This is a genomic window from Streptomyces sp. MGP-BFMKR1, from assembly GCF_057766585.1.
In genome coordinates this window covers 4,867,915-4,885,583 of record NZ_CM173408.1, presented here as the reverse complement: position 1 = coordinate 4,885,583, position 17,669 = coordinate 4,867,915, and the positions used below count along the sequence as shown (strand labels likewise).

The window sequence follows — 17,669 nt, the reverse complement described above, 5'->3', positions numbered from 1 at the left end:
TACCGGTCACCGGTTGAGCCGGGTCAGCGCGCGGCCACCGGTTACCGATTACCGGCTACCGGTTGAGCCGGGTCAGCGCGCGGTCGAAGACCCGTGACCAGCCCTGGTCCGCGCGGGCCAGCACGACGACGGCGAACAGCCGCAGCGCGGGGGCGACGGCCCGCAGGGTGGGCGCCCAGCCGGCGGCAGGGCCGTGGCCCGCACGCGGGCGCGTGCCGCCGGCGCTCGTGGCGGAGTGGGTGAGTTCAGCGAGATCGGTGAGGTCGGCGAGGTCGGCCGTGGCGGAGGTGGCCAGCGTGAACCGGGCGTGCCCGGTCGCGTCCCGGTGCTCCGCCATCCAGGCGTCCACGGCGTATGGCGTACGCGCCGGGCGCGCGGCGGCGGGGCACGGGCCCTGCCCGTCGCCGAGGCAGTGGGCGGCGTAGCGGGTACTCGCGCCGTACGCGGTCCAGTGCGGCGACGGTACGAGGGTTCCGCTCGCCTCGTTGGCCTCGTTGGCCTCGTTCATCTCGTGCGCCTCGTTCATCTCGTTCATCTCGTTCATCACGGCTGGGACTCCTCGCGTGCGGGGTGGGAGAGGGCGGCGCGGAGCGCGTCGAGGGTGGCGGGGTTCGTGGTCTCGGCGTGGGCCCAGCGCCGGTGGTGGGTGGCGGGCTGGCAACGGCAGGACGCCAACTCGCTCGTGGGTAACGCCACTTCGGAGGCAGTCACCCACCCCCCGTCCACCACGAGGGTGAGCCGCACGGGGCTTCCGGGGGTGGCGCGCTGCCGGTGGGCGCTCAGCACGCGGGCCCGGGCGGGCAGCGTGCGCCCGACGGCGTACGCGACCCGCGCGGCGGCAGCCCGTACCGGCTCGCCGACCCGCAGGGCGACGCCCGGCAGCCGCCAGGGCGAGACACCCGCGCGCACCTGAAGCACCTCGGGCCAACCCGCCCCCAGGTCGCCGGGGTCCCGCGGATTGGCCGGCCGCCAGACCAGCAACTCCAAGCGGGCCAGCGCGGGCGTCACGCCCGGACCTCCGTGGCGAGCGCGCGCACGTCGGTCGGCCCGAGCCCGCAGTCCGCAGGCGCCTTGCCGTTGGTCGTCATGATTCCGGCGTCGACACAGCCGTCCAACCAACAGAAGCTGCCGGGCCCGGCGAGGGCGTCGAGGGTGACCTGTACGCGATCGGGGTTGGGGTTGGACCCAGGCCGCCCCTGGTCCGGCGATTCCCGGTCGAACAGGCTGGCCTCGTAGGCGTACTGGAACTCCGCGTCCGTGACGGCCTCCCACCCACAGGCGGGGTCGGACAGACGAGCGTCGGCGAGGAAGAACCGGAGCACGACACCGGCGACGGTCCGTACGGTGTGCTGGCCGGTCAGCACGCGGGCGCGCGAGGCGGGCCGCTCGCGGCGGGGCGGCCGGCTGTCGGCCGCCAGCGGTACGCCGCGTGAGCGCTGGGCCTGCCGCTGCGGCTGCCGCGCCAGCGGGGCGGCGAGTTGGATGTCGGCGGGGGGCCGGTGTTCGGGGTGGGTCATCGCGCCACCGCCGCGCGGTGGCGCGGGCACCGGCATGGCCCCCACGCGGTCGGAAGGTGCTGCGCTTCCAACTCGCCCTGGGAGACGGCTTCGGGGTCGATGTGGATCGTTTTGCTGGTGACGGGGTCCGGCTCCGCGCCGGGGCGTTTGCGGTAGACCTTCACGGTCATCGTGTGTTCCATCGGCGGGGTCCTTGCTACCGTGCCAGAGGTCACTGATCGTGACCGGTCAGACACAGCGTTGCCTGTGCGCGTCGCGAAGTCGACGCCGAAGGCGAGACCGAGTGCCACTTAGTCGCGGAAGCGCAGAATGGAGCTCTCGATGGAGTTGCATGACGACGACTACAAGATGACCCCCAACGCGCTGATCGAACGACAACTCCGTCGATACCGCGAGACAGCCAACCTCTCTCAGCGCGGCCTGGCGGAAGCGATTGGCTATCCCGCTTCCTACATCTCCCGCGTGGAACGGGGTGAACAGCTTCCCTCCCAAGCCCTTGGTCAAGCCCTGGACGACTACTTCCACACCGGGGGACTCTTCGTTGACCTGGTCTGCATGGCTCAAGAAACACTAGTCGCCACCTATTCGCAGGCGTTTATCGCACAGGAGTCGCGGGCGGCCCGAATCGAGGTTTTCGCCAGCTCTCTGGTTCCGGGGCTGTTCCAGACGCCCGCATATGCCCGGGAGTTGATGGTCACCGGACTGCCAGCCGCCCTCATGACGGAGGTCGAGCACCGCGTACAGATCCGAATGGATCGTCAGAAGCTTTTCGACCGCGAGCCCCCACCGCACGTTTGGGCAGTCATGGACGAAGCCGCCCTGAAGCGGCCAACTGCTGATCGCACCACGATGACTGATCAACTCCGCCAACTCATCCGCCGCACCGAAGAAGCCCATACACAGGTACAAGTAGTCCCTTTTGGACAGGCGTTCCATCCGTTCCTCGGGGGTAGCCTTACGTTGCTGACGATGCCCGAGGGGCGGAAGACCTGCCTCGTCGAAAGCTTCGCGGCCGGGACACTGATCGACACTCCCCGTGACCTCATCGATCTTGAACAACGCTTCGATGTTGTTCGGTCACAGGCACTGAGTCCTACCGATTCCGTGCAGTTGGTTCGTTCTTATCTGGAGGCATACGCATGATTGCGAACTCGGCCAGCCTCGACGGCTGGGTGAAATCCTCATACAGCGGCGTGGAGAATGCATGCGTGGAGTGGGCTCCGGACCACGCTGCAACCCATGGCACTGTCCCCGTGAGGGATTCCAAGAACCCCTACGGCCCGGCTCTCTCCTTCGACGCGCTGGCGTGGACGGCGTTCATCGCCGCAGTCAAGGCCGGCGACTTCGGCGCCTGAGACGCTGCGCACCGCGATACCCCCACAAGCGCTCGAACAGAACGCTGAGGGGGTTTTCGCGGCCCAGCGCGGGCGCTCGGTTGATACACATGATCAGCGGACTGCCAGGGAGCACAGCAATGGCAGATGAACAGCGAACCTTCAGCGAGATCGCCGACCACTACCGGGAGCGAATCCTCTCCGGCGCCCTGGAGCCCGGCTCCAGGCTGCCGTCGAGCGAGGAGCTGTGCGGGGCGTGGGGCGTCACGACGACCACCATCGGCCAAGCGCTCCAGGCCCTGGCCGTCGAGCGCTACGTCTGCACGACGCCACGGGGAACCTTCGTCGCCGACGAACCTCGGTGGACGCTGACGCCCCGGGACCGCCTTACCCGAGTGCAGCGAGCAGGGTCCTTCCTGACCGAAGGGGAGACAAGCATCGTCCTGGCAGCGGAGCTGACCCGCCCGCCGCTCTACGTCGCGGAACTCCTCGACCTCGATGAGGGCGCCCTGGTGGTACGCCGCGAGTGGGTCGCCGGACGCGGGTCCACGCGTACCGCGTACGCCGTGACCTGGTACCCCGCTGCATTCCTCGCGGTGGCGCCCGAGCTGCTCAACACGGCACCAGGGCTCAACCACACCATCACCAACAAGGTGCTGGAAGCCACGAAGCGCACCATCACCCACGCTCGGGACGACATGCACGCCCGGAACGCGAACGCCCGCGAGGCCAATCACCTTGGCGTCCCGGTGGGTTCGACCATCATGGCCGGCGCTCACCGTTGGTCCGACGAGGACGGAGTGATCGAGTACGGCGAGTGGTGCCTGCCGAAGCTGTTCACGATCGGCTACGAGTACCGGCCGACTCCCTGAGACCTGCGGCCCCTATCCCTCCGGCGCCGTCATCTCCTCAACCCACCGCAGACACCCCGCCGCCCCCGCCTCCACGCGGACGGCCACCAGCTCCGGGCCCTGCCACGGGTGGGCGGCGAGGAGGTGGCGCTCCAGTTCGGGGTAGCGCGCGTCGGTGGTCTTCAGCAGCAACTGCCACTCCTCCCCCTCCCCGAACTCACCGTCATGCCAGAACACGGACGTGGCGGGGAGGATCTGCGCACCGGCCGCCAGGCGCGCCCGGACCGCCGACCGGGCCAGCGCGAGAGCCTGTTCGCGGGTCGGGGTCGCCGTGGACACCTGGAGGACGTTGGTTGTCATGCGGCCGAGCCTAGGTGCCCAGGGTGCCTTCCCGGGCGGATGGCACCTCTGCTGCACCCTGCCGGGATGCCGCGCACTTGCGGCAGCCGGCTAGAACAAGCCGGCCAAAGGGCCCTGCATGACGTTCTCCAGGATCGTGCGCAGCCACGGGTCGCGCACGGCTGGGAGCCGGACCAGGGTGTGCCGGAACGTACTCCGGTCGGGCCGGAACAGGGAGTGGGGGAGCAGCGGGAGTGGGTCGTCGCGGAGTACGTCCTGGGGCAGGCGGCCTGACGCGGGAAGCGGTACGTACGGCTCGGGGGAGACCAGCCACAGCCACACTCCCAGTGGCAGGGGCACCAGGTAGGCCGACGCAGCCGGGCCGGCGGTGGTCCATGGCTGGCCTGTCTGGGGATGGACCGGTACGAGGAGGATGTCGGTGCCCGCGTCCGGGGAGGGTTGTCCCGGTCCAGCCAGAACGGCTCGCCGCCTCGGGGGGCCTGTTGGCAGCAGGGCATCGAGCGCGCGCTGGAACACGTCCGCTGTCAGACCGTCCGGGACCCGCACCGGCTGCCCTTGGGAAGCGACCAGCAGGTGGGCGAGGGCCTGGCCGGCTGCCGCTTCCCAGCGCGGGCTCCATGACCAGTAGTGGTCCGTCCCGGATCGCCCTCCCCACGTGGCGATCGGTTCGAATGGGGGCGTGTCCTCCCCCTTCGCTACCAGCTCCGCCCAGGAGAGCAGCGCAGCGCCGGCGCCGTCGACGGGGACGCGATGCACGGCCTCCGGACTGAGCCGTACCGCCTGCCAGAGCGAGCAGTCGTCGATCCTGGCCGCAACGGGCAGGCCGCATGCCTCGCAGGCCATGTTGGGCCCGTCGGCCCCGTCGAGGCCGCAGCAGGAACCGCCGAGCTTTTCCGGAACGAGCCGCGTTCCACGGATATCACCGGGCGCGATGACACTCGCCCCGGGCATGCCGTCGGACAGGGCGTGGACCGGCGCGTAGATGCCGCGAGCCTCCGCCTCGTCCGGATCGACCTCCTCCCACAGCCGCCACGGTCCTCCCCAGGGGTCCGGGTCCACGGCGAACGTCCCGGACTCCATGAGTACCGGAAGCTGAACCCCGTTTCCGTACCTCTGGCGGGCGTGGGCCGGCAGGGCGACCTGGGACAGCGGCCCGGTCAGCTCGGCGCCGCATCCCGCACACACGAATAGGAACAAGCGTCCTCCGTCGGGGAAACAGACGTATCCTCGCAGCTCACCGGCGGTCAGCCAGCCTGCTTTCCGACCGATTGGAGAACGGCACCTGCCACCCGGCGCGTGGAGTGGCCAGGCAGCGCACCGGCCGCCAAGCACGCCCGGACCGCCAATCCGGCCAGTGTGAGGGCCTGTTCGTGGGTGGGGCCCGCCGTGGACACCTGGAGGACATTGGTCGTCATGCGGCCGAGCGTAGGCCGACGCCACCCGCCGCCCCCACCGCAGCCGACCGGACCGGCGCGCACACCGAGGGCGCCCACCCCCGAAGGCACCCGCCCGCCCCACCTCACGCCTCCACCCCACCCCCCGCTCCCGGTCGGGCCGCGAGGCCGGTCCGGTCCGTGCGGAGGGGGCGGGAGGTCAGGCCCAGGAGGCCGGTCCCGACGAGCAGGGTCGCGCACACGGCCGTGACGACGGTCGGGCCTTCGAGGTCGGCGAGGGTGCCGAGCAGGTTGTTCATGAGGAGGAGGGCGAGGCTCTGGACGAGTACGAGCACGGCCTGCACCCGGGACAGGTGGCTGTCCGGCGTCGCGGTGAGGATCAGCGGCGCGATGTGCGCCGAGAACACCCCGTTGCCGACGCCTATGACCACGGCGGCGGCCGTCGCCGTCGCCACGTCGGGCGCGAGGGTGAGGGCGAGTACGCCCAGGCCGGCGACCATCAGCCCGCTCGCCGACAGGAGGCCGGGCCGGCCCAGCGGGCCGCGTCGTACGACCACCGCGGTGACGGCCACCATGCCGACCCCCTGCGCTCCGATGACCAGCCCCGCCGCGCCCGCGCCCCACTGTTCCTGGCGGGCGAGCAGGGGCAGGAGGAGGGGGACGACGGGCAGCAGGAGGCCGGCCGCGGCACCGGTGAGGCACAGGCCGGGACGGAGTACGGGGTGGGAGAAGGACACCCGCACGCCGTCCACGGCGTCTTTGAGGAGGCTGGACGAGACCGTGGGCGGCACGCGGTGACGGGGTCGAACAGCGACGAGAACGATCAGGGTGAGGGCGAAGGTCACGCCGTTGACCAGGGCCGCGCCGGCCAGTCCGGCGAGGCCGACGAGTACGCCGCCGAGTGGGCCGCCGCCCATGTTGACGACCTGGCCGCCGATCTGCCGGAGGGACAGGGCCCGGGGAAGCTGTTCCTTCTCCACCAGGCGCCGTGGCATGGAGCCGGAGGCCGGTAGGTAGAAGGCGTCGACGACGCCGACGGCTATGCCCGCCGTGATGAGCAGGGCCGGCGGGGCGCCCAGGTGGTAGGCGACCGCGGCCAGGACGAGGGAGAAGGCCAGCATGGCCGCGTCCCCCGTGATCAGTACGCGGCGCGCGCTGAACCGGTCGCTGACCGCGCCCCCGATGAGCAGGAGAAGGACGCGGGGCAGCGTGATGGCGCTCAGGGTCAGCCCGGCGACCATGCCGCCGTGTTCGCTGGCGGCCCAGCCGAGGGCGAAGTAGAAGACCGAGTTGCCCGCCAGGGACACCAGGATCCCGGTCAGCCACAGCAGGTAGGACCGGGGCAGCCGGCCCGTCTCGCGTGCCGCGTCGGCGAGTTGGTCCACGGCGGCGGCGGGAGGCGTGGCGGCGGGGCGCGCCAGCTTCTCGTCAGGTGCTGGCACCGAGCACCCCCGGCTTCGTCCTACTGGGGAGAGAGATCACAGGCCGCACCGTCTCAGACGGCACTGACAATGGGGCCGTTCCGGCTGCCGCCCAGAGGCTCTTGCTCCCGAGGCTCCTGTCCTCGGGGCTCCTGTCTTCGAGGCTCCTGTCCTCGGGGCTCGCGCCCCAGGCGTACGCCAGGCCCGCCGCCCGGCCCCTTCCGCGCGCCCTCCCCAGCGCGGGCTCAACTACGCGCGGCTGCCGCGCCCTCGCCCTCGTTCTCGCCCGCGCCCGCGCCGTCCCGCAACGCCGCCGCCGTCAGCGTCAGGTGGCGGGCCAGCACCTCGGCCGCCGTGTCCGCGTCGCGGGCCAGTGCCGCTTCCTCCAGTTGGCGGTGTTCGCCGATGCCGTCGCGGGTCGGGTCGCGGTGGGCCGACCAGCGGCGGGCCAGCTCGCTCGCGGTCCACATGCGGTCGAAGGTCTCCAGGAGGACGGGGTTGTCGCAGCCCTCCAGGAGGGCGCGGTGGAAGAGGCGGTGGGCCTCGGCCCAGGCCGCGGTGTAGAACTCGCCCTCCCCCGGCGCGTACACGGGGGTGCGGGCCAGGCGGTGGTGGGCGGCGCGTACGCGGGCCTCCCAGTCGACGTCGCCGCGCTCGACGGACATGCGCAGCACGACGGGTTCGATGGTCCGGCGGGCCTCCGCGAGTTGCTGCCAGCGGCGGTCCGAGAAGGCGGGGACGGCGAAGCCACGGTTGGGCAGCCGGTCGGCCAGCCCCTCGCCCACCACCCGGACGAGTGCCTCGCGCACGACGGCCAGGCTCACGCCCTGTTCCCTGGCCAGGTCCTGCGGCTTGAGGGCGTCGCCGGGGGCGTACCGCCCGCGCATGATCGCGTCCCGCAGGTGGGCGTAGACCTGCTCGGAGAGCATCTGCTTCCCGGGCGGGGCGGGGGTGGGGGCCGGATGCGTCATGGGGGCAGCTTAGACGATTCCCGCGATAATCGATTATTCCTGTTATGGTCGATCGTGTTGCCGGATGCGCCGACGGCTGTCTCGTGGCGCCGGCGCGCGTTCGCGGGATACGTACCGACCGCGCCGCCGCCAGCCGCCAGCCACGGCCACCGGCACGACCCGCACGACCCGGCAGAGCCCAGCCCGGCCCACGAAAGCCCGGCCCCGGCCCGGCAGAGCCCAGCCCGGCCCAGTCCGACTCAATCCAGCCCGGCCCAGTCCGACTCAACCCAGCCCGGGGCAGCCCGGCCCAGCACAGCCCGAAAGGAACGACCCGATGCGCGCCCACACCTCCCCCACCCGCTCCCCCGAGGCGGCACCCCGCACCGATTCCTCCCCCACCCGCCTCGCCGAAACGGCGTCCGGCGCCGACTTCGCCGTCACCAGCGCCACCGTCAGCGACGGCGCCCCCTGGCCGCCCGAGCAGTACTCCGGGATCTTCGGCGTGCCCGGCGGCAGGGATATCTCCCCGCAGTTGTCCTGGCGCGGGGCGCCGGAGGGAACCCGGAGCTACGCCGTCACCGTGTACGACCCCGACGCCCCCACCGGGTCCGGGTTCTGGCACTGGGCGGTCGCCGACATTCCCGCCGACGTCACCGAGTTGCCCGAGGGCGCCGGCGACGAGGCGGGCACGGGCCTTCCGGGCGGCGCCTTCCAACTCCCCAACGACGCCCGCGCGGCCCGCTTCGTCGGCGCCGCCCCGCCGGCCGGGCACGGCGCGCACCGGTACGTCATCGCCGTACACGCCCTCGACGTCGCCACCATCGGCGTCCCGGCCGACGCGACGCCGGCCGCGCTCGGCTTCGCCATGGCCGGCCACACCCTCGGCCGCGCGACCCTGACCGCCACCGGCTACACGCCGGGCGAACCCAGCGGCCCGGAACGGGTCGAGGTCTCCCGGCTCGTCCCGGCCCCCGCCTCCGCCGTCTTCGCGGTGCTGGCCGACCCGGCGGGCCACGTGGAGATCGACGCCTCGGGCATGCTGCTCGGCGCCGAGGGCGGGCCGGTCGCGGCGGCCGGCGACCGGTTCACGGTGCACATGGACCGGGAGGCGCTCGGGGACCGGCCGCTGGGCAGGTACGACGTCGAGGTGGTGATCACCCGGTACACGCCGGACGTGGAGATCGCCTGGACCGTCGAGGGGCAGCGCATCCGGCCGCACGTGGGGCACGTCTACGGCTACCGGTTGACCCCGGCCGACGGCGGCACCCTCGTCACCTCGTACCACGACTGGTCCGGGGTCGCCGAGGAGTGGCGGCGGCGACTCGTCTTCCCGGTGGTTCCGGAGTCGGCCCTGCGGGCCACCCTCGGCATCCTGGAGCGCACGGTCCGGCGGCGGAGCGCCGACGCCTGACCGTACGCCCCAACTCCCCTGTAACTGGAAGCCGTTGACCTACCCGGTCACCCCGGGTCGACCGCCGAGCGCGAGCGACTCAGTACCTCATGTTGAAGAAGAAGGCGAAGAACATCACGGCCGCGAGCGTCCCGACGCCGACCCAGCCGAGCACGAGGCCGGCGGTGGCCATGCCCCCGCCACCCTCGCCCCGCTCCCGGATCTGGTTGCGGGCCACGTAGCCGAAGATCAGCGCGAGGATGCTGCCGACCCAGTAGAGCCACAGGATGCCCAGCACCATGGACGCGACGGCTAAGCCGTTGGTCCGTTGGGCCGCCACGTAGTACGGGGGATAGCCGGGCCAGCCCGGAGACGGCTGCTGGTGCGGGTGTTGCGGTGGCGTCGGGGTGGTCGGCGGGTTGGTCTGGTACGGGTTCGGGCCGCCCTGGTACGGGTTCGGGCCGGGTGGTGTCGTCATGGTGGACCTCCTTAGGGGCGCGAGCGTAGCGGGACACTGACACGCTGTAGCCGGGAGGGGTCCGTACGCACGAAAGAGGCGGCGACCCGTCGGGCCGCCGCCTCCTCCGTGGTCAGCGCGTCAACGCGCCGTCGCGCCGCCGCGTCAGCCGCCCAGCAGGCCGACGTCCCGCACCGCGCCCTTGTCCGCGCTGGTCGCCATCGCCGCGTACGCGCGCAGCGCCTGGGAGACCTTGCGTTCGCGGGCGGCCGGGCGGTAGCCGCCCAGGCGCTCCAGGAGGGCCGTGCGGCGGGTGGCCAACTCCTCGTCGGAGACCTGGAGTTGGATGGTGCGGCCGGGGATGTCGATGCGGATCAGGTCGCCGTCCTCGACCAGCGCGATGACGCCGCCGGAGGCCGCCTCGGGAGACGCGTGGCCGATCGACAGGCCCGAGGTGCCGCCGGAGAAGCGGCCGTCGGTGACCAGGGCGCAGGTCTTGCCGAGGCCGCGGCCCTTGAGGAACGAGGTCGGGTAGAGCATCTCCTGCATGCCGGGGCCGCCCTTGGGGCCCTCGTAGCGGATGACGACGACGTCGCCCGGCTTGATCGCCTTGTTCAGGATCTTGTCGACGGCCTCCTCCTGCGACTCGCAGACGACGGCCGGGCCCTCGAAGGTCCAGATCGACTCGTCGACGCCGGCGGTCTTCACGACGCAGCCGTCCGGGGCGAGGTTGCCGCGCAGCACGGCGAGGCCGCCGTCGGCGGAGTAGGCGTGCTCGGCGTCGCGGATGCAGCCGTTCGCGGCGTCGGTGTCGAGCGTGTCCCAGCGCTCGGACTGCGAGAACGCCTCGGCGGAGCGCTTGCAGCCGGGCGCCGCGTGCCACAGCTCGATCGCCTCCGCGCTGGCCGAGCCGCTTCGCACGTCCCACGCGTCCAGCCACTCCTTGATGCTCGCGGAGTGGACGGTGTGCACGTCCTCGTTGAGCAGCCCGGCGCGGTACAGCTCGCCGAGGATGGCGGGGATGCCGCCGGCGCGGTGCACGTCCTCCATGTAGTACGTGCCGCCGGGCGCGACGTTCGGGGCGACCTTGGCCAGGCAGGGGACGCGGCGCGAGACGGCGTCGATGTCGCTCAGGTCGTAGTCGGCGCCGGCCTCGAGGGCCGCGGCCAGCAGGTGCAGGATGGTGTTGGTGGAGCCGCCCATGGCGATGTCCAGGGCCATGGCGTTCTCGAACGCGGCGTGCGTGGCGATGTTGCGCGGCAGCACCCGCTCGTCGCCCTCGCCGTAGTAGCGCCGGGTCAGCTCCACGACGGTGGCGCCGGCCCGCTCGTACAGCTCCTTGCGGGCGGTGTGCGTGGCGAGCACCGAGCCGTTGCCGGGCAGGGCCAGTCCGATGGCCTCGGCGAGGCAGTTCATCGAGTTGGCGGTGAACATGCCGGAACACGAGCCGCAGGTGGGGCAGGCGTTCTCCTCGATGCGGAGGATGTCCTCGTCCGAGACGCTCTCGTTGACCGCGTCGCTGATCGCGTTGACCAGGTCGAGCTTGCGGACGGTGCCGTCGACCAGGGTGGCCTGGCCGGCCTCCATCGGGCCGCCGGAGACGAAGATGGTGGGGATGTTCAGGCGCAGCGCCGCCATCAGCATGCCCGGGGTGATCTTGTCGCAGTTGGAGATGCAGATCAGGGCGTCGGCGCAGTGCGCCTCGACCATGTACTCCACCGAGTCGGCGATCAGGTCGCGCGAGGGCAGGCTGTAGAGCATGCCGCCGTGGCCCATGGCGATGCCGTCGTCCACGGCGATCGTGTTGAACTCGCGCGGCACCGCGCCCGCCGCCTGGATCGCGGCGCTCACGATCCGGCCCACGGGCTGCAGGTGGGTGTGGCCCGGCACGAACTCGGTGAAGGAGTTGGCGACCGCGACGATCGGCTTGCCGATGTCCTCGCTCGCTACCCCCGAGGCCCGCATCAGGGCGCGGGCGCCCGCCATGTTGCGGCCGTGGGTGACGGTGCGGGACCTCAGCTCGGGCACGGTGCTCACTCCCTGGTGATGCCTTGGCGCGTACGCCGCTGCGTACGTCGGGGCCTGCGTACGGTGTGGTGACGGTGTCGTACGAGCCTACGCTCCGGCTCCAAGATCCGGACGGTTTTCCCGCGATGTGAGACGGGCCGGCCGGTGGTCGACCGGTGGCCGGGCGGCGCTCGGCCGTGGTCGCGGCGGGTGCGGCCGGCGGGCGGGGCCCGGTCAGGCGGCGGGGGCGTCGAGCGGGTCGGGGCCGGTGAGCAGGCGCTGCACGCCCGGCGCGACCAGGGCGATCACGTGCTCCGGGTCGGCGTCCGCCAGCGGCCTCATCTTGATCACGTACCGCAGCAGCGCGATGCCCACCAACTGGGCCGCGGCGAGTTCGGCGCGCAGCCTCGGGTCCGGGACGCCCAACTGGGCGGCGACCCGCGCGACGAGCCGGCTGGAGACCAGGTCGCGGAAGACGGCCGCCGCCGCCTCGTTGCCCACGGCCGAGCGGACGATCGCCAGCAGGGGTTCGCGGTGCGTCGGGTTCTCCCAGATGCCGAGGAAGAACCGGGCCAGCCGCTCCCCCTGCTCCTCGTGCGGGCCCGCGAGCAGCATGTCGGGGGCGCGCAGGGCGGGCTCGAAGGCCCGCTCGATGGCGGCGGCGAAGACCTGGTCCTTGGTGCCGAAGTAGTGGTGGACCAGGGCGGGGTCCACGCCGGCGCCCTTGGCGATGCCGCGGATGGACGCCTTGTCGTAGCCGCGCTCGGCGAACTCGCTGCGCGCCGCCGCCAGGATGCGGTCCCGCGCCGCCGGTTCGCCGCCGGCCGCCGCCCGGGCGGGGCGGCCCCGCCGGCGGGGCGCGGCCAGGCCCTCGCTCATGATCCGGTCATCCAGTCGTCGCGGTCCCCCGGCACCCGGTGCGGCCGGGACGGCGAGGCCAGGTGCAGCCGGGTGAAGGCCAGCGCCTCGGCGAGGTCGGCCTCGCGCTCGGCGGAGGACATCGCGCGCCGCGTGTTGACCTCGACGACGACGTGGCCGGTGAAGCCGTTGGCGGCCAGCCGCTCCAGGAGCGCGGCGCACGGCTGGCTGCCGCGGCCCGGCACCAGGTGCTCGTCCTTGCCGGAGCCCGTCCCGTCGGCGAGGTGGACGTGGGCCAGCCGGTCGCCCATCCGGTCCACCATCTCCAGCGCCTCGGTGCGGGCGGTGGCGGTGTGCGAGAGGTCGACCGTGAAGTGCCGGTAGTCGTCCTTGGTGACGTCCCAGCCGGGCGCGTAGGCGAGCATCTCGCGGTCGCGGTAGCGCCAGGGGTACATGTTCTCGACGGCGAACTGGACGTCGGTCTCGTCGGCCATCCGCCAGATGCCGCTGACGAAGTCCCGGGCGTACGAGCGCTGCCAGCGGAAGGGCGGGTGCACGACCACGGTGGAGGCGCCGAGCCGCTCGGCCGCGGCGCGGGCCCGCTTGAGCTTGACCCACGGGTCGGTGGACCACACGCGCTGGGTGATCAGCAGGCAGGGCGCGTGCACGGCCAGGATCGGCACCTGGTGGTAGTCGGACAGCCGGCGCAGCGCCTCGATGTCCTGGCTGACCGGGTCCGTCCAGACCATGACCTCGACGCCGTCGTATCCCAGGCGCGCCGCGATCTCGAAGGCCGCCGCCGTGGACTCCGGGTAGACGGAGGCCGTGGACAGGGCGACCTTCGCATCCGGGATGCGCACCACTGGCTCTGGCTCTGTCACGAGGGACAGCGTACGGCGTGTCGCCACCCCGGCAGCAGGCTGCCTGGCCGGGGCGGTACGGACCGGGCCCCGGAAATGACCGCACTGGCAGGGGCACGGGGCCCTGGCCGTATCGGGTCGTACGGGTCGCACCCCGGTCGTACGGGCCACACTCGGTCGTACGGGTCGTACGGCTCCTACGGCCCGTACGGGTCGTACCGGCCCGGCGCGCTCAGGCGGGCGGGAGCTGGCCGAGGGCCGGGCGTTCCGCGGGGAGGTGGTCGAGGCGGCGCAGGATCACGCCCTCGCGCAGCGCCCAGGGACAGATCTCCAGCTCGTCGACGTCGAAGAGGTCCATCGCGGCCTCGGCGACCAGCGCCCCGGCCACGAGCTGCCCCGCCCGGCCGGCCGAGACCCCGGGCAGTTCGGCGCGCTCGGCCGTCGGCATGGCAGCCAGCCTGGAGACCCAGTCGGCGAGGGCCGCGCGGCTCAGCGCGCGCTGGACGTACAGCCCCTCGGCCGAGCGCGCCGCGCCCGTGAGTCGGGCCAACTGCTTGAACGTCTTGGAGGTGGCCACCACGTGGTCGGGCCGCCCGAGCCGGCTGAAGTCGCCGACGACATGCGCGATCTGCGCCCGCACGTGCCGCCGCAGGGCGCGCACGTCGTTCGTGTCCGGCGGGTCGCCGGGCAGCCAGCCGGCGGTGAGCCGGCCCGCGCCGAGCGGCAGCGAGGCCGCCGCGTCGGGCTCCTCGTCCATGCCGTACGCGATCTCCAGCGAGCCGCCGCCGATGTCGAGCACCAGCAGCCGCCCGGCCGACCAGCCGAACCAGCGGCGCACCGCGAGGAAGGTCAGCCGCGCCTCCTCGTCGCCGGTGAGCACCGCGAGCCGCACGCCCGTCTCGGCCGCGACGCGGGCCAGCACCTCGTCCGCGTTGGTCGCCTCGCGCACCGCGGAGGTCGCGAACGGGAGCACGTTCTCGCAGCCCTTGTCCTCGGCCGCCTGGAGCGCGTCGGCGATCACCCCGATCAGCCGGTCGATGCCGTCGCTGCCGATCGCGCCGTCCGCGTCGAGCAGCTCGGCCAGGCGCAATTCCGCCTTGTGGGAGTGCGCGGGCAGCGGCCGGGCACCGGGGTGCGCGTCCACCACCAGGAGATGCACCGTGTTCGAACCCACATCCAGGACACCGAGTCTCATGGCCAGAACGCTACTGTGCGCTGCCAACGGGGTGCCGAGGGGCCGGTCACGATACGGCTCGGTTGGTCACGGTACGGCGACGCGGGCGGGATTTCGGCGGGGGCACCGACCCCCGCACGCGGGCCCGGGGCGCCGCCGACCGCCCCGGCGCCGAGCACGGGTCTGAAGGCCGGAGCCCCCGGCTTCGGGCGCGGGCCCAGGTCGCCGCCGGCTGCTCCGGCTTTGCGCGCGGGCCTCGGGCGCCGCCGACCGCCCCGCAGCGGTCGCTCACCGCGCGTCGCGCAGCCGCAGGACGTACGTCGCCGTCAGCGCGACGGCGCGGTCGGCGTCGCGGGACAGCTCGCCGAGGACGCGTGCGGCCGTCGGCCCCGGCACGGCCGCCAGCGCCTGGGTCAGCCGGCCGCGTGCGGGGGCGGCGGTGGCGGGGTCGGCGAGGCGCTCGGCCAGGGCGGTGGCGATCCGCTCCGCCGCCTTGGCGTCGCCGGCCAGGTCGCCGAGCACGTCGGCCGCGCCGGTGTCGTCCCGGCCCGCCACGACCAGGTCGACGAGCGCGGGGACCGCGTCGGCCTCGCCCCGCGCGCCGAGCGCGAGCGCCGCGTGCCCGCGGACCACGGCGTCGGGGTGGCCGAGCGCGGCCCGTAGCCGTGCGGCGGCCTCCTCGCCGGGCAGCTCGGCGAGGGCCCGCACGGCGCGCTCACGTACCGCCGCCACCGGCGAACCAAGCCCCTCGGCCAACAGCGCCGGGCCGCCATCGCCGTTACCGTCGCCATTGCCATCGCCGTCGCCATCGCCGCTGCGGGCGAGCGCCCAGCGCAGGGCCCCGGCCACGTTCGGCTCGCTCTCCCGCAGCACCGCCTCGACCAGGGCCTCCACGGGTACCGGAACCTCGTCGGCCACGGCGAGGGCCGCGCGCTGGCGCGCACCGGCGCTCTGGGAGCCCAGTGCCTGGAGCAGGGCGACGACCTGGAGGACGTCCTCCCAGTCGGCGGGGCCCGCGGCGTCGATCCGGCACAGCCGGGTGAGCAGTTCGGTCTCGGCCGCGATGCGCTCGCGCGTCGCGCGGACAAGGTCGCCGACGATCGTCGCGGGCGCGAAGTCGGGGTCGTCGAGCGCGCGGCCGATCTCCCGCAGCGACATCCCGAGCGCCCGCAGGCTCTCGACGTGGAAGATGCGCCGGATGTCCGCGTCGGAGTACTCCCGGTAGCCGGCGCCCGTCCGGCCCGAGGGGCGCACCAGGCCGAGCGACTCGTAGTGCCGGAGCATCCGGGCGCTGACCCCCGACCGCCGCGCCACCTCGCCGATCAACACGCCCTAGCCTCCTCCCTGCCCCTCCTGGTCCGCCTCGTCCGGCGAGTCCTGCGGGCGCGCGTTGCCGAAGTCGCCGAAGTCGCCGAGGGCCACGACGCGCTTCGCCTCCTCGATCGCGCACGCGAATCCGGCGTCCGGATCGCGCAGCAACCGCTCGGTGGCGAGCGCGTGCGCGCGTACCTCCGCGTCGGCAGCCGCCGCCGCGGCCCGCAGCGCCGGCACCGCCACCTCGCCCAGTGTGACCAACGCCCGGCTGAGGCTCAGCCGCGTCTCGCGCCCACCGCGCCCGAGCTGCGTCGCCAGCGCGGCGGCGAGGTCGGGCTCCTCGCCGTCCGGTACGAGCACGACCGCGGCCCGCCAGGCGCTGCGCGCGACCTCGTCGTCGGCGTCGGTCAACAGTGCCCGCGTGAGGGCCGGCCACGCCCGCCGGTCCCCGATCTTGGACAGCGTGTGCAGCGCCTGGCTCCGTGCCCGGGCGTGCTCCGAGCGGACCTCGCGGACCAGCCTGGGCAGCGTCACGGACGCTGGATGCCGGGTGAGTGCCCAGGTCAGCGCGTCCCGGACGAAGAACTCGGGCTCGCTCGCGCACCGCTCGACCAGCGCGTCGACACAGCCCGCGTCGGGCGTCGTACCGAGTGCCAGCGCGGCCCGCAGGCGCACCGACGCGCGGTCGTCCACCAACCCCCGCAGCGCCCGCGTCACCTCTGCCGTCGGTCTCCGTGTCGTCATCGGGACCACCTCCTGGGCACGGAGTGAAGACCTTGTCACCGTGGCAAGGTCAAGCGGCGACGGGGCACCCGGGCGGTCGGGAACGCCCGCCGTGGCGCATACGCTGGAGGCGTGCCAAAGACGAAAAAGGCGAAGCAGGACAAAGCGCCAAAGCAGGGGTCGAAGAAGGCCCGCAAGACCCCTCCGCGGGGCCCGGCCCCCGTGGACGAGGTGGGCCTCGACTTCCCCCGGGCCTGGGTGGAGTTCCCCGACCCGGCCGACGACGAGCAGGTCTTCCGCGTCGACCTGACCTGGCTGACCTCCCGCTGGAGCTGCATCTTCGGCCAGGGCTGCCAGGGCATCCAGGCCGGCCGGGCGGACGACGGCTGCTGCACCCTTGGCGCGCACTTCTCGGACGAGGACGACGAGGCGCGGGTGGCCGAGCACGCCGCGCGGCTCACGCCGGACATCTGGCAGTTCCACGACGTCGGCACGCGCACCGGCTGGGTGCAGAAGGACGATGACGGTGAGCGCCAGACCCGCCGTTACGAGGGCTCGTGCATCTTCCAGAACCGCCCCGGCTTCGCCGGCGGCGCGGGCTGCTCGCTGCACATCCTGGCGCTGCGCGAGGGCCGCGAACCGCTGGAGACCAAGCCGGACGTGTGCTGGCAGCTCCCCATCCGCCGCACCTACGACTGGGTGGACCGGCCCGACGACACCCGGGTGCTGGTCGTGTCGATCGGCGAGTACGACCGCCGGGGTTGGGGCCCGGGCGGCCACGACCTGCACTGGTGGTGTACGTCGGCGACCTCGGCGCACGGCGCGGGCGACCCGGTGTACGTCTCGTACCGCCCCGAGCTCGTCGAGCTGATGGGCAAGGAGGGATACGCGAAGCTGGTCGAGCTGTGCGAGGCCCGGCTGGCCGCGCAGCTCCCGATGGCCCCGCACCCGGCCGACCCGGCCCCCGCGCCCGCCCCGGGGGCGGCCCGGGACACCGTCGGCTGACGTCTCGTGCGGGCCGGGCCACCGCCCGGCCCGCACGGAGAACACCACCTC

General features: G+C 73.2%; 20 protein-coding genes and 1 pseudogene. 6 read left to right on the top strand and 15 right to left on the bottom strand.

What is annotated here, in order from left to right; translation table 11 throughout:
* Window positions 1-55 precede the first annotated feature (55 nt).
* From AC3CHW_RS19120 to AC3CHW_RS19105, 4 genes are read right to left on the bottom strand one after another with little or no spacing between them, the layout of a single operon-like run.
* Window positions 56-544, bottom strand: a complete 489-nt coding sequence (locus AC3CHW_RS19120) for a hypothetical protein (protein ID WP_488467254.1) — start codon at window positions 542-544, stop codon at window positions 56-58.
* Window positions 544-1,008 (bottom strand): hypothetical protein, encoded by a 465-nt coding sequence (locus AC3CHW_RS19115; RefSeq protein ID WP_488467253.1) that lies wholly within the window; start codon window positions 1,006-1,008, stop codon window positions 544-546. The genes AC3CHW_RS19120 and AC3CHW_RS19115 overlap by 1 nt, the downstream gene beginning before the upstream one ends.
* Window positions 1,005-1,517 carry a hypothetical protein gene (locus AC3CHW_RS19110; RefSeq protein WP_488467252.1) on the bottom strand — a complete coding sequence of 171 codons (513 nt, stop codon included), beginning with the start codon at window positions 1,515-1,517 and terminating at the stop codon, window positions 1,005-1,007. The genes AC3CHW_RS19115 and AC3CHW_RS19110 overlap by 4 nt, the downstream gene beginning before the upstream one ends.
* Complete coding sequence (locus AC3CHW_RS19105) at window positions 1,514-1,699, bottom strand: hypothetical protein (RefSeq protein WP_488467251.1); 186 nt, start codon at window positions 1,697-1,699, stop codon at window positions 1,514-1,516. The genes AC3CHW_RS19110 and AC3CHW_RS19105 overlap by 4 nt, the downstream gene beginning before the upstream one ends.
* A gap of 139 nt (window positions 1,700-1,838) precedes the next feature.
* Here AC3CHW_RS19105 and AC3CHW_RS19100 point away from each other — a divergent pair, with 139 nt between their 5' ends.
* The 3 genes from AC3CHW_RS19100 to AC3CHW_RS19090 all read left to right on the top strand — a co-directional run bounded on the left by AC3CHW_RS19100 (window position 1,839) and on the right by AC3CHW_RS19090 (window position 3,723).
* Complete coding sequence (locus AC3CHW_RS19100) at window positions 1,839-2,660, top strand: helix-turn-helix domain-containing protein (protein ID WP_488467250.1); 822 nt, start codon at window positions 1,839-1,841, stop codon at window positions 2,658-2,660.
* The gene (locus AC3CHW_RS19095; protein WP_488467249.1) at window positions 2,657-2,872 is read left to right on the top strand and encodes a DUF397 domain-containing protein; all 216 of its coding nucleotides are present in this window, start codon (window positions 2,657-2,659) and stop codon (window positions 2,870-2,872) included. Before AC3CHW_RS19100 ends, AC3CHW_RS19095 begins: the two co-directional genes overlap by 4 nt.
* A 119-nt stretch (window positions 2,873-2,991) precedes the next feature.
* Window positions 2,992-3,723 (top strand): GntR family transcriptional regulator, encoded by a 732-nt coding sequence (locus AC3CHW_RS19090; RefSeq protein WP_488467248.1) that lies wholly within the window; start codon window positions 2,992-2,994, stop codon window positions 3,721-3,723.
* 12 nt (window positions 3,724-3,735) lie between these two features.
* Here AC3CHW_RS19090 and cutA read toward each other — a convergent pair whose 3' ends face one another.
* The 4 genes from cutA to AC3CHW_RS19070 form a co-directional block, all read right to left on the bottom strand.
* Window positions 3,736-4,062: a divalent-cation tolerance protein CutA gene (gene cutA / locus AC3CHW_RS19085; protein WP_488467247.1), complete on the bottom strand. Its 327-nt coding sequence runs from the start codon at window positions 4,060-4,062 to the stop codon at window positions 3,736-3,738.
* 90 nt (window positions 4,063-4,152) lie between these two features.
* Window positions 4,153-5,259: a hypothetical protein gene (locus AC3CHW_RS19080; RefSeq protein ID WP_488467246.1), complete on the bottom strand. Its 1,107-nt coding sequence runs from the start codon at window positions 5,257-5,259 to the stop codon at window positions 4,153-4,155.
* 322 nt (window positions 5,260-5,581) lie between these two features.
* Window positions 5,582-6,898 carry an MFS transporter gene (locus AC3CHW_RS19075; protein ID WP_398608012.1) on the bottom strand — a complete coding sequence of 439 codons (1,317 nt, stop codon included), beginning with the start codon at window positions 6,896-6,898 and terminating at the stop codon, window positions 5,582-5,584.
* 224 nt (window positions 6,899-7,122) lie between these two features.
* Window positions 7,123-7,848 carry a GntR family transcriptional regulator gene (locus AC3CHW_RS19070; protein WP_488467245.1) on the bottom strand — a complete coding sequence of 242 codons (726 nt, stop codon included), beginning with the start codon at window positions 7,846-7,848 and terminating at the stop codon, window positions 7,123-7,125.
* 382 nt (window positions 7,849-8,230) lie between these two features.
* Here AC3CHW_RS19070 and AC3CHW_RS19065 point away from each other — a divergent pair.
* Window positions 8,231-8,749 (top strand): annotated as a pseudogene (locus AC3CHW_RS19065) (YbhB/YbcL family Raf kinase inhibitor-like protein); the annotation flags it as partial.
* Complete coding sequence (locus AC3CHW_RS19060) at window positions 8,726-9,241, top strand: SRPBCC family protein (protein ID WP_488471101.1); 516 nt, start codon at window positions 8,726-8,728, stop codon at window positions 9,239-9,241. The pseudogene AC3CHW_RS19065 and the gene AC3CHW_RS19060, both read left to right, overlap by 24 nt.
* 79 nt (window positions 9,242-9,320) lie before the next feature.
* On the opposite strand, the gene AC3CHW_RS19055 is transcribed toward AC3CHW_RS19060, so the two are convergent.
* The 7 genes from AC3CHW_RS19055 to AC3CHW_RS19025 all read right to left on the bottom strand — a co-directional run bounded on the left by AC3CHW_RS19055 (window position 9,321) and on the right by AC3CHW_RS19025 (window position 16,634).
* Entirely contained in the window at window positions 9,321-9,698 is a 378-nt protein-coding gene (locus tag AC3CHW_RS19055; protein WP_488467244.1) for a DUF4190 domain-containing protein, read from the bottom strand.
* A gap of 144 nt (window positions 9,699-9,842) precedes the next feature.
* Window positions 9,843-11,705 (bottom strand): dihydroxy-acid dehydratase, encoded by a 1,863-nt coding sequence (gene ilvD / locus AC3CHW_RS19050; RefSeq protein WP_488467243.1) that lies wholly within the window; start codon window positions 11,703-11,705, stop codon window positions 9,843-9,845.
* 213 nt (window positions 11,706-11,918) lie between these two features.
* Window positions 11,919-12,563: a TetR/AcrR family transcriptional regulator gene (locus AC3CHW_RS19045; protein ID WP_176162457.1), complete on the bottom strand. Its 645-nt coding sequence runs from the start codon at window positions 12,561-12,563 to the stop codon at window positions 11,919-11,921.
* Window positions 12,560-13,405 (bottom strand): sugar phosphate isomerase/epimerase family protein, encoded by an 846-nt coding sequence (locus AC3CHW_RS19040; protein WP_187060986.1) that lies wholly within the window; start codon window positions 13,403-13,405, stop codon window positions 12,560-12,562. The genes AC3CHW_RS19045 and AC3CHW_RS19040 overlap by 4 nt, the downstream gene beginning before the upstream one ends.
* A gap of 229 nt (window positions 13,406-13,634) precedes the next feature.
* Entirely contained in the window at window positions 13,635-14,597 is a 963-nt protein-coding gene (locus tag AC3CHW_RS19035; protein WP_398608016.1) for a Ppx/GppA family phosphatase, read from the bottom strand.
* A 267-nt stretch (window positions 14,598-14,864) separates the two neighbouring features.
* Window positions 14,865-15,905, bottom strand: a complete 1,041-nt coding sequence (locus AC3CHW_RS19030; protein ID WP_488467242.1) for a MerR family transcriptional regulator — start codon at window positions 15,903-15,905, stop codon at window positions 14,865-14,867.
* A gap of 3 nt (window positions 15,906-15,908) precedes the next feature.
* A complete protein-coding gene (locus AC3CHW_RS19025; protein ID WP_488467241.1) occupies window positions 15,909-16,634 on the bottom strand; it encodes a HEAT repeat domain-containing protein in 726 nt (241 codons plus the stop codon).
* 111 nt (window positions 16,635-16,745) lie between these two features.
* On the opposite strand from AC3CHW_RS19025, the gene AC3CHW_RS19020 reads away from it, so the two are divergent.
* Window positions 16,746-17,618 carry a DUF3109 family protein gene (locus AC3CHW_RS19020; protein ID WP_488467240.1) on the top strand — a complete coding sequence of 291 codons (873 nt, stop codon included), beginning with the start codon at window positions 16,746-16,748 and terminating at the stop codon, window positions 17,616-17,618.
* The last annotated feature ends 51 nt before the right edge of the window (window positions 17,619-17,669 follow it).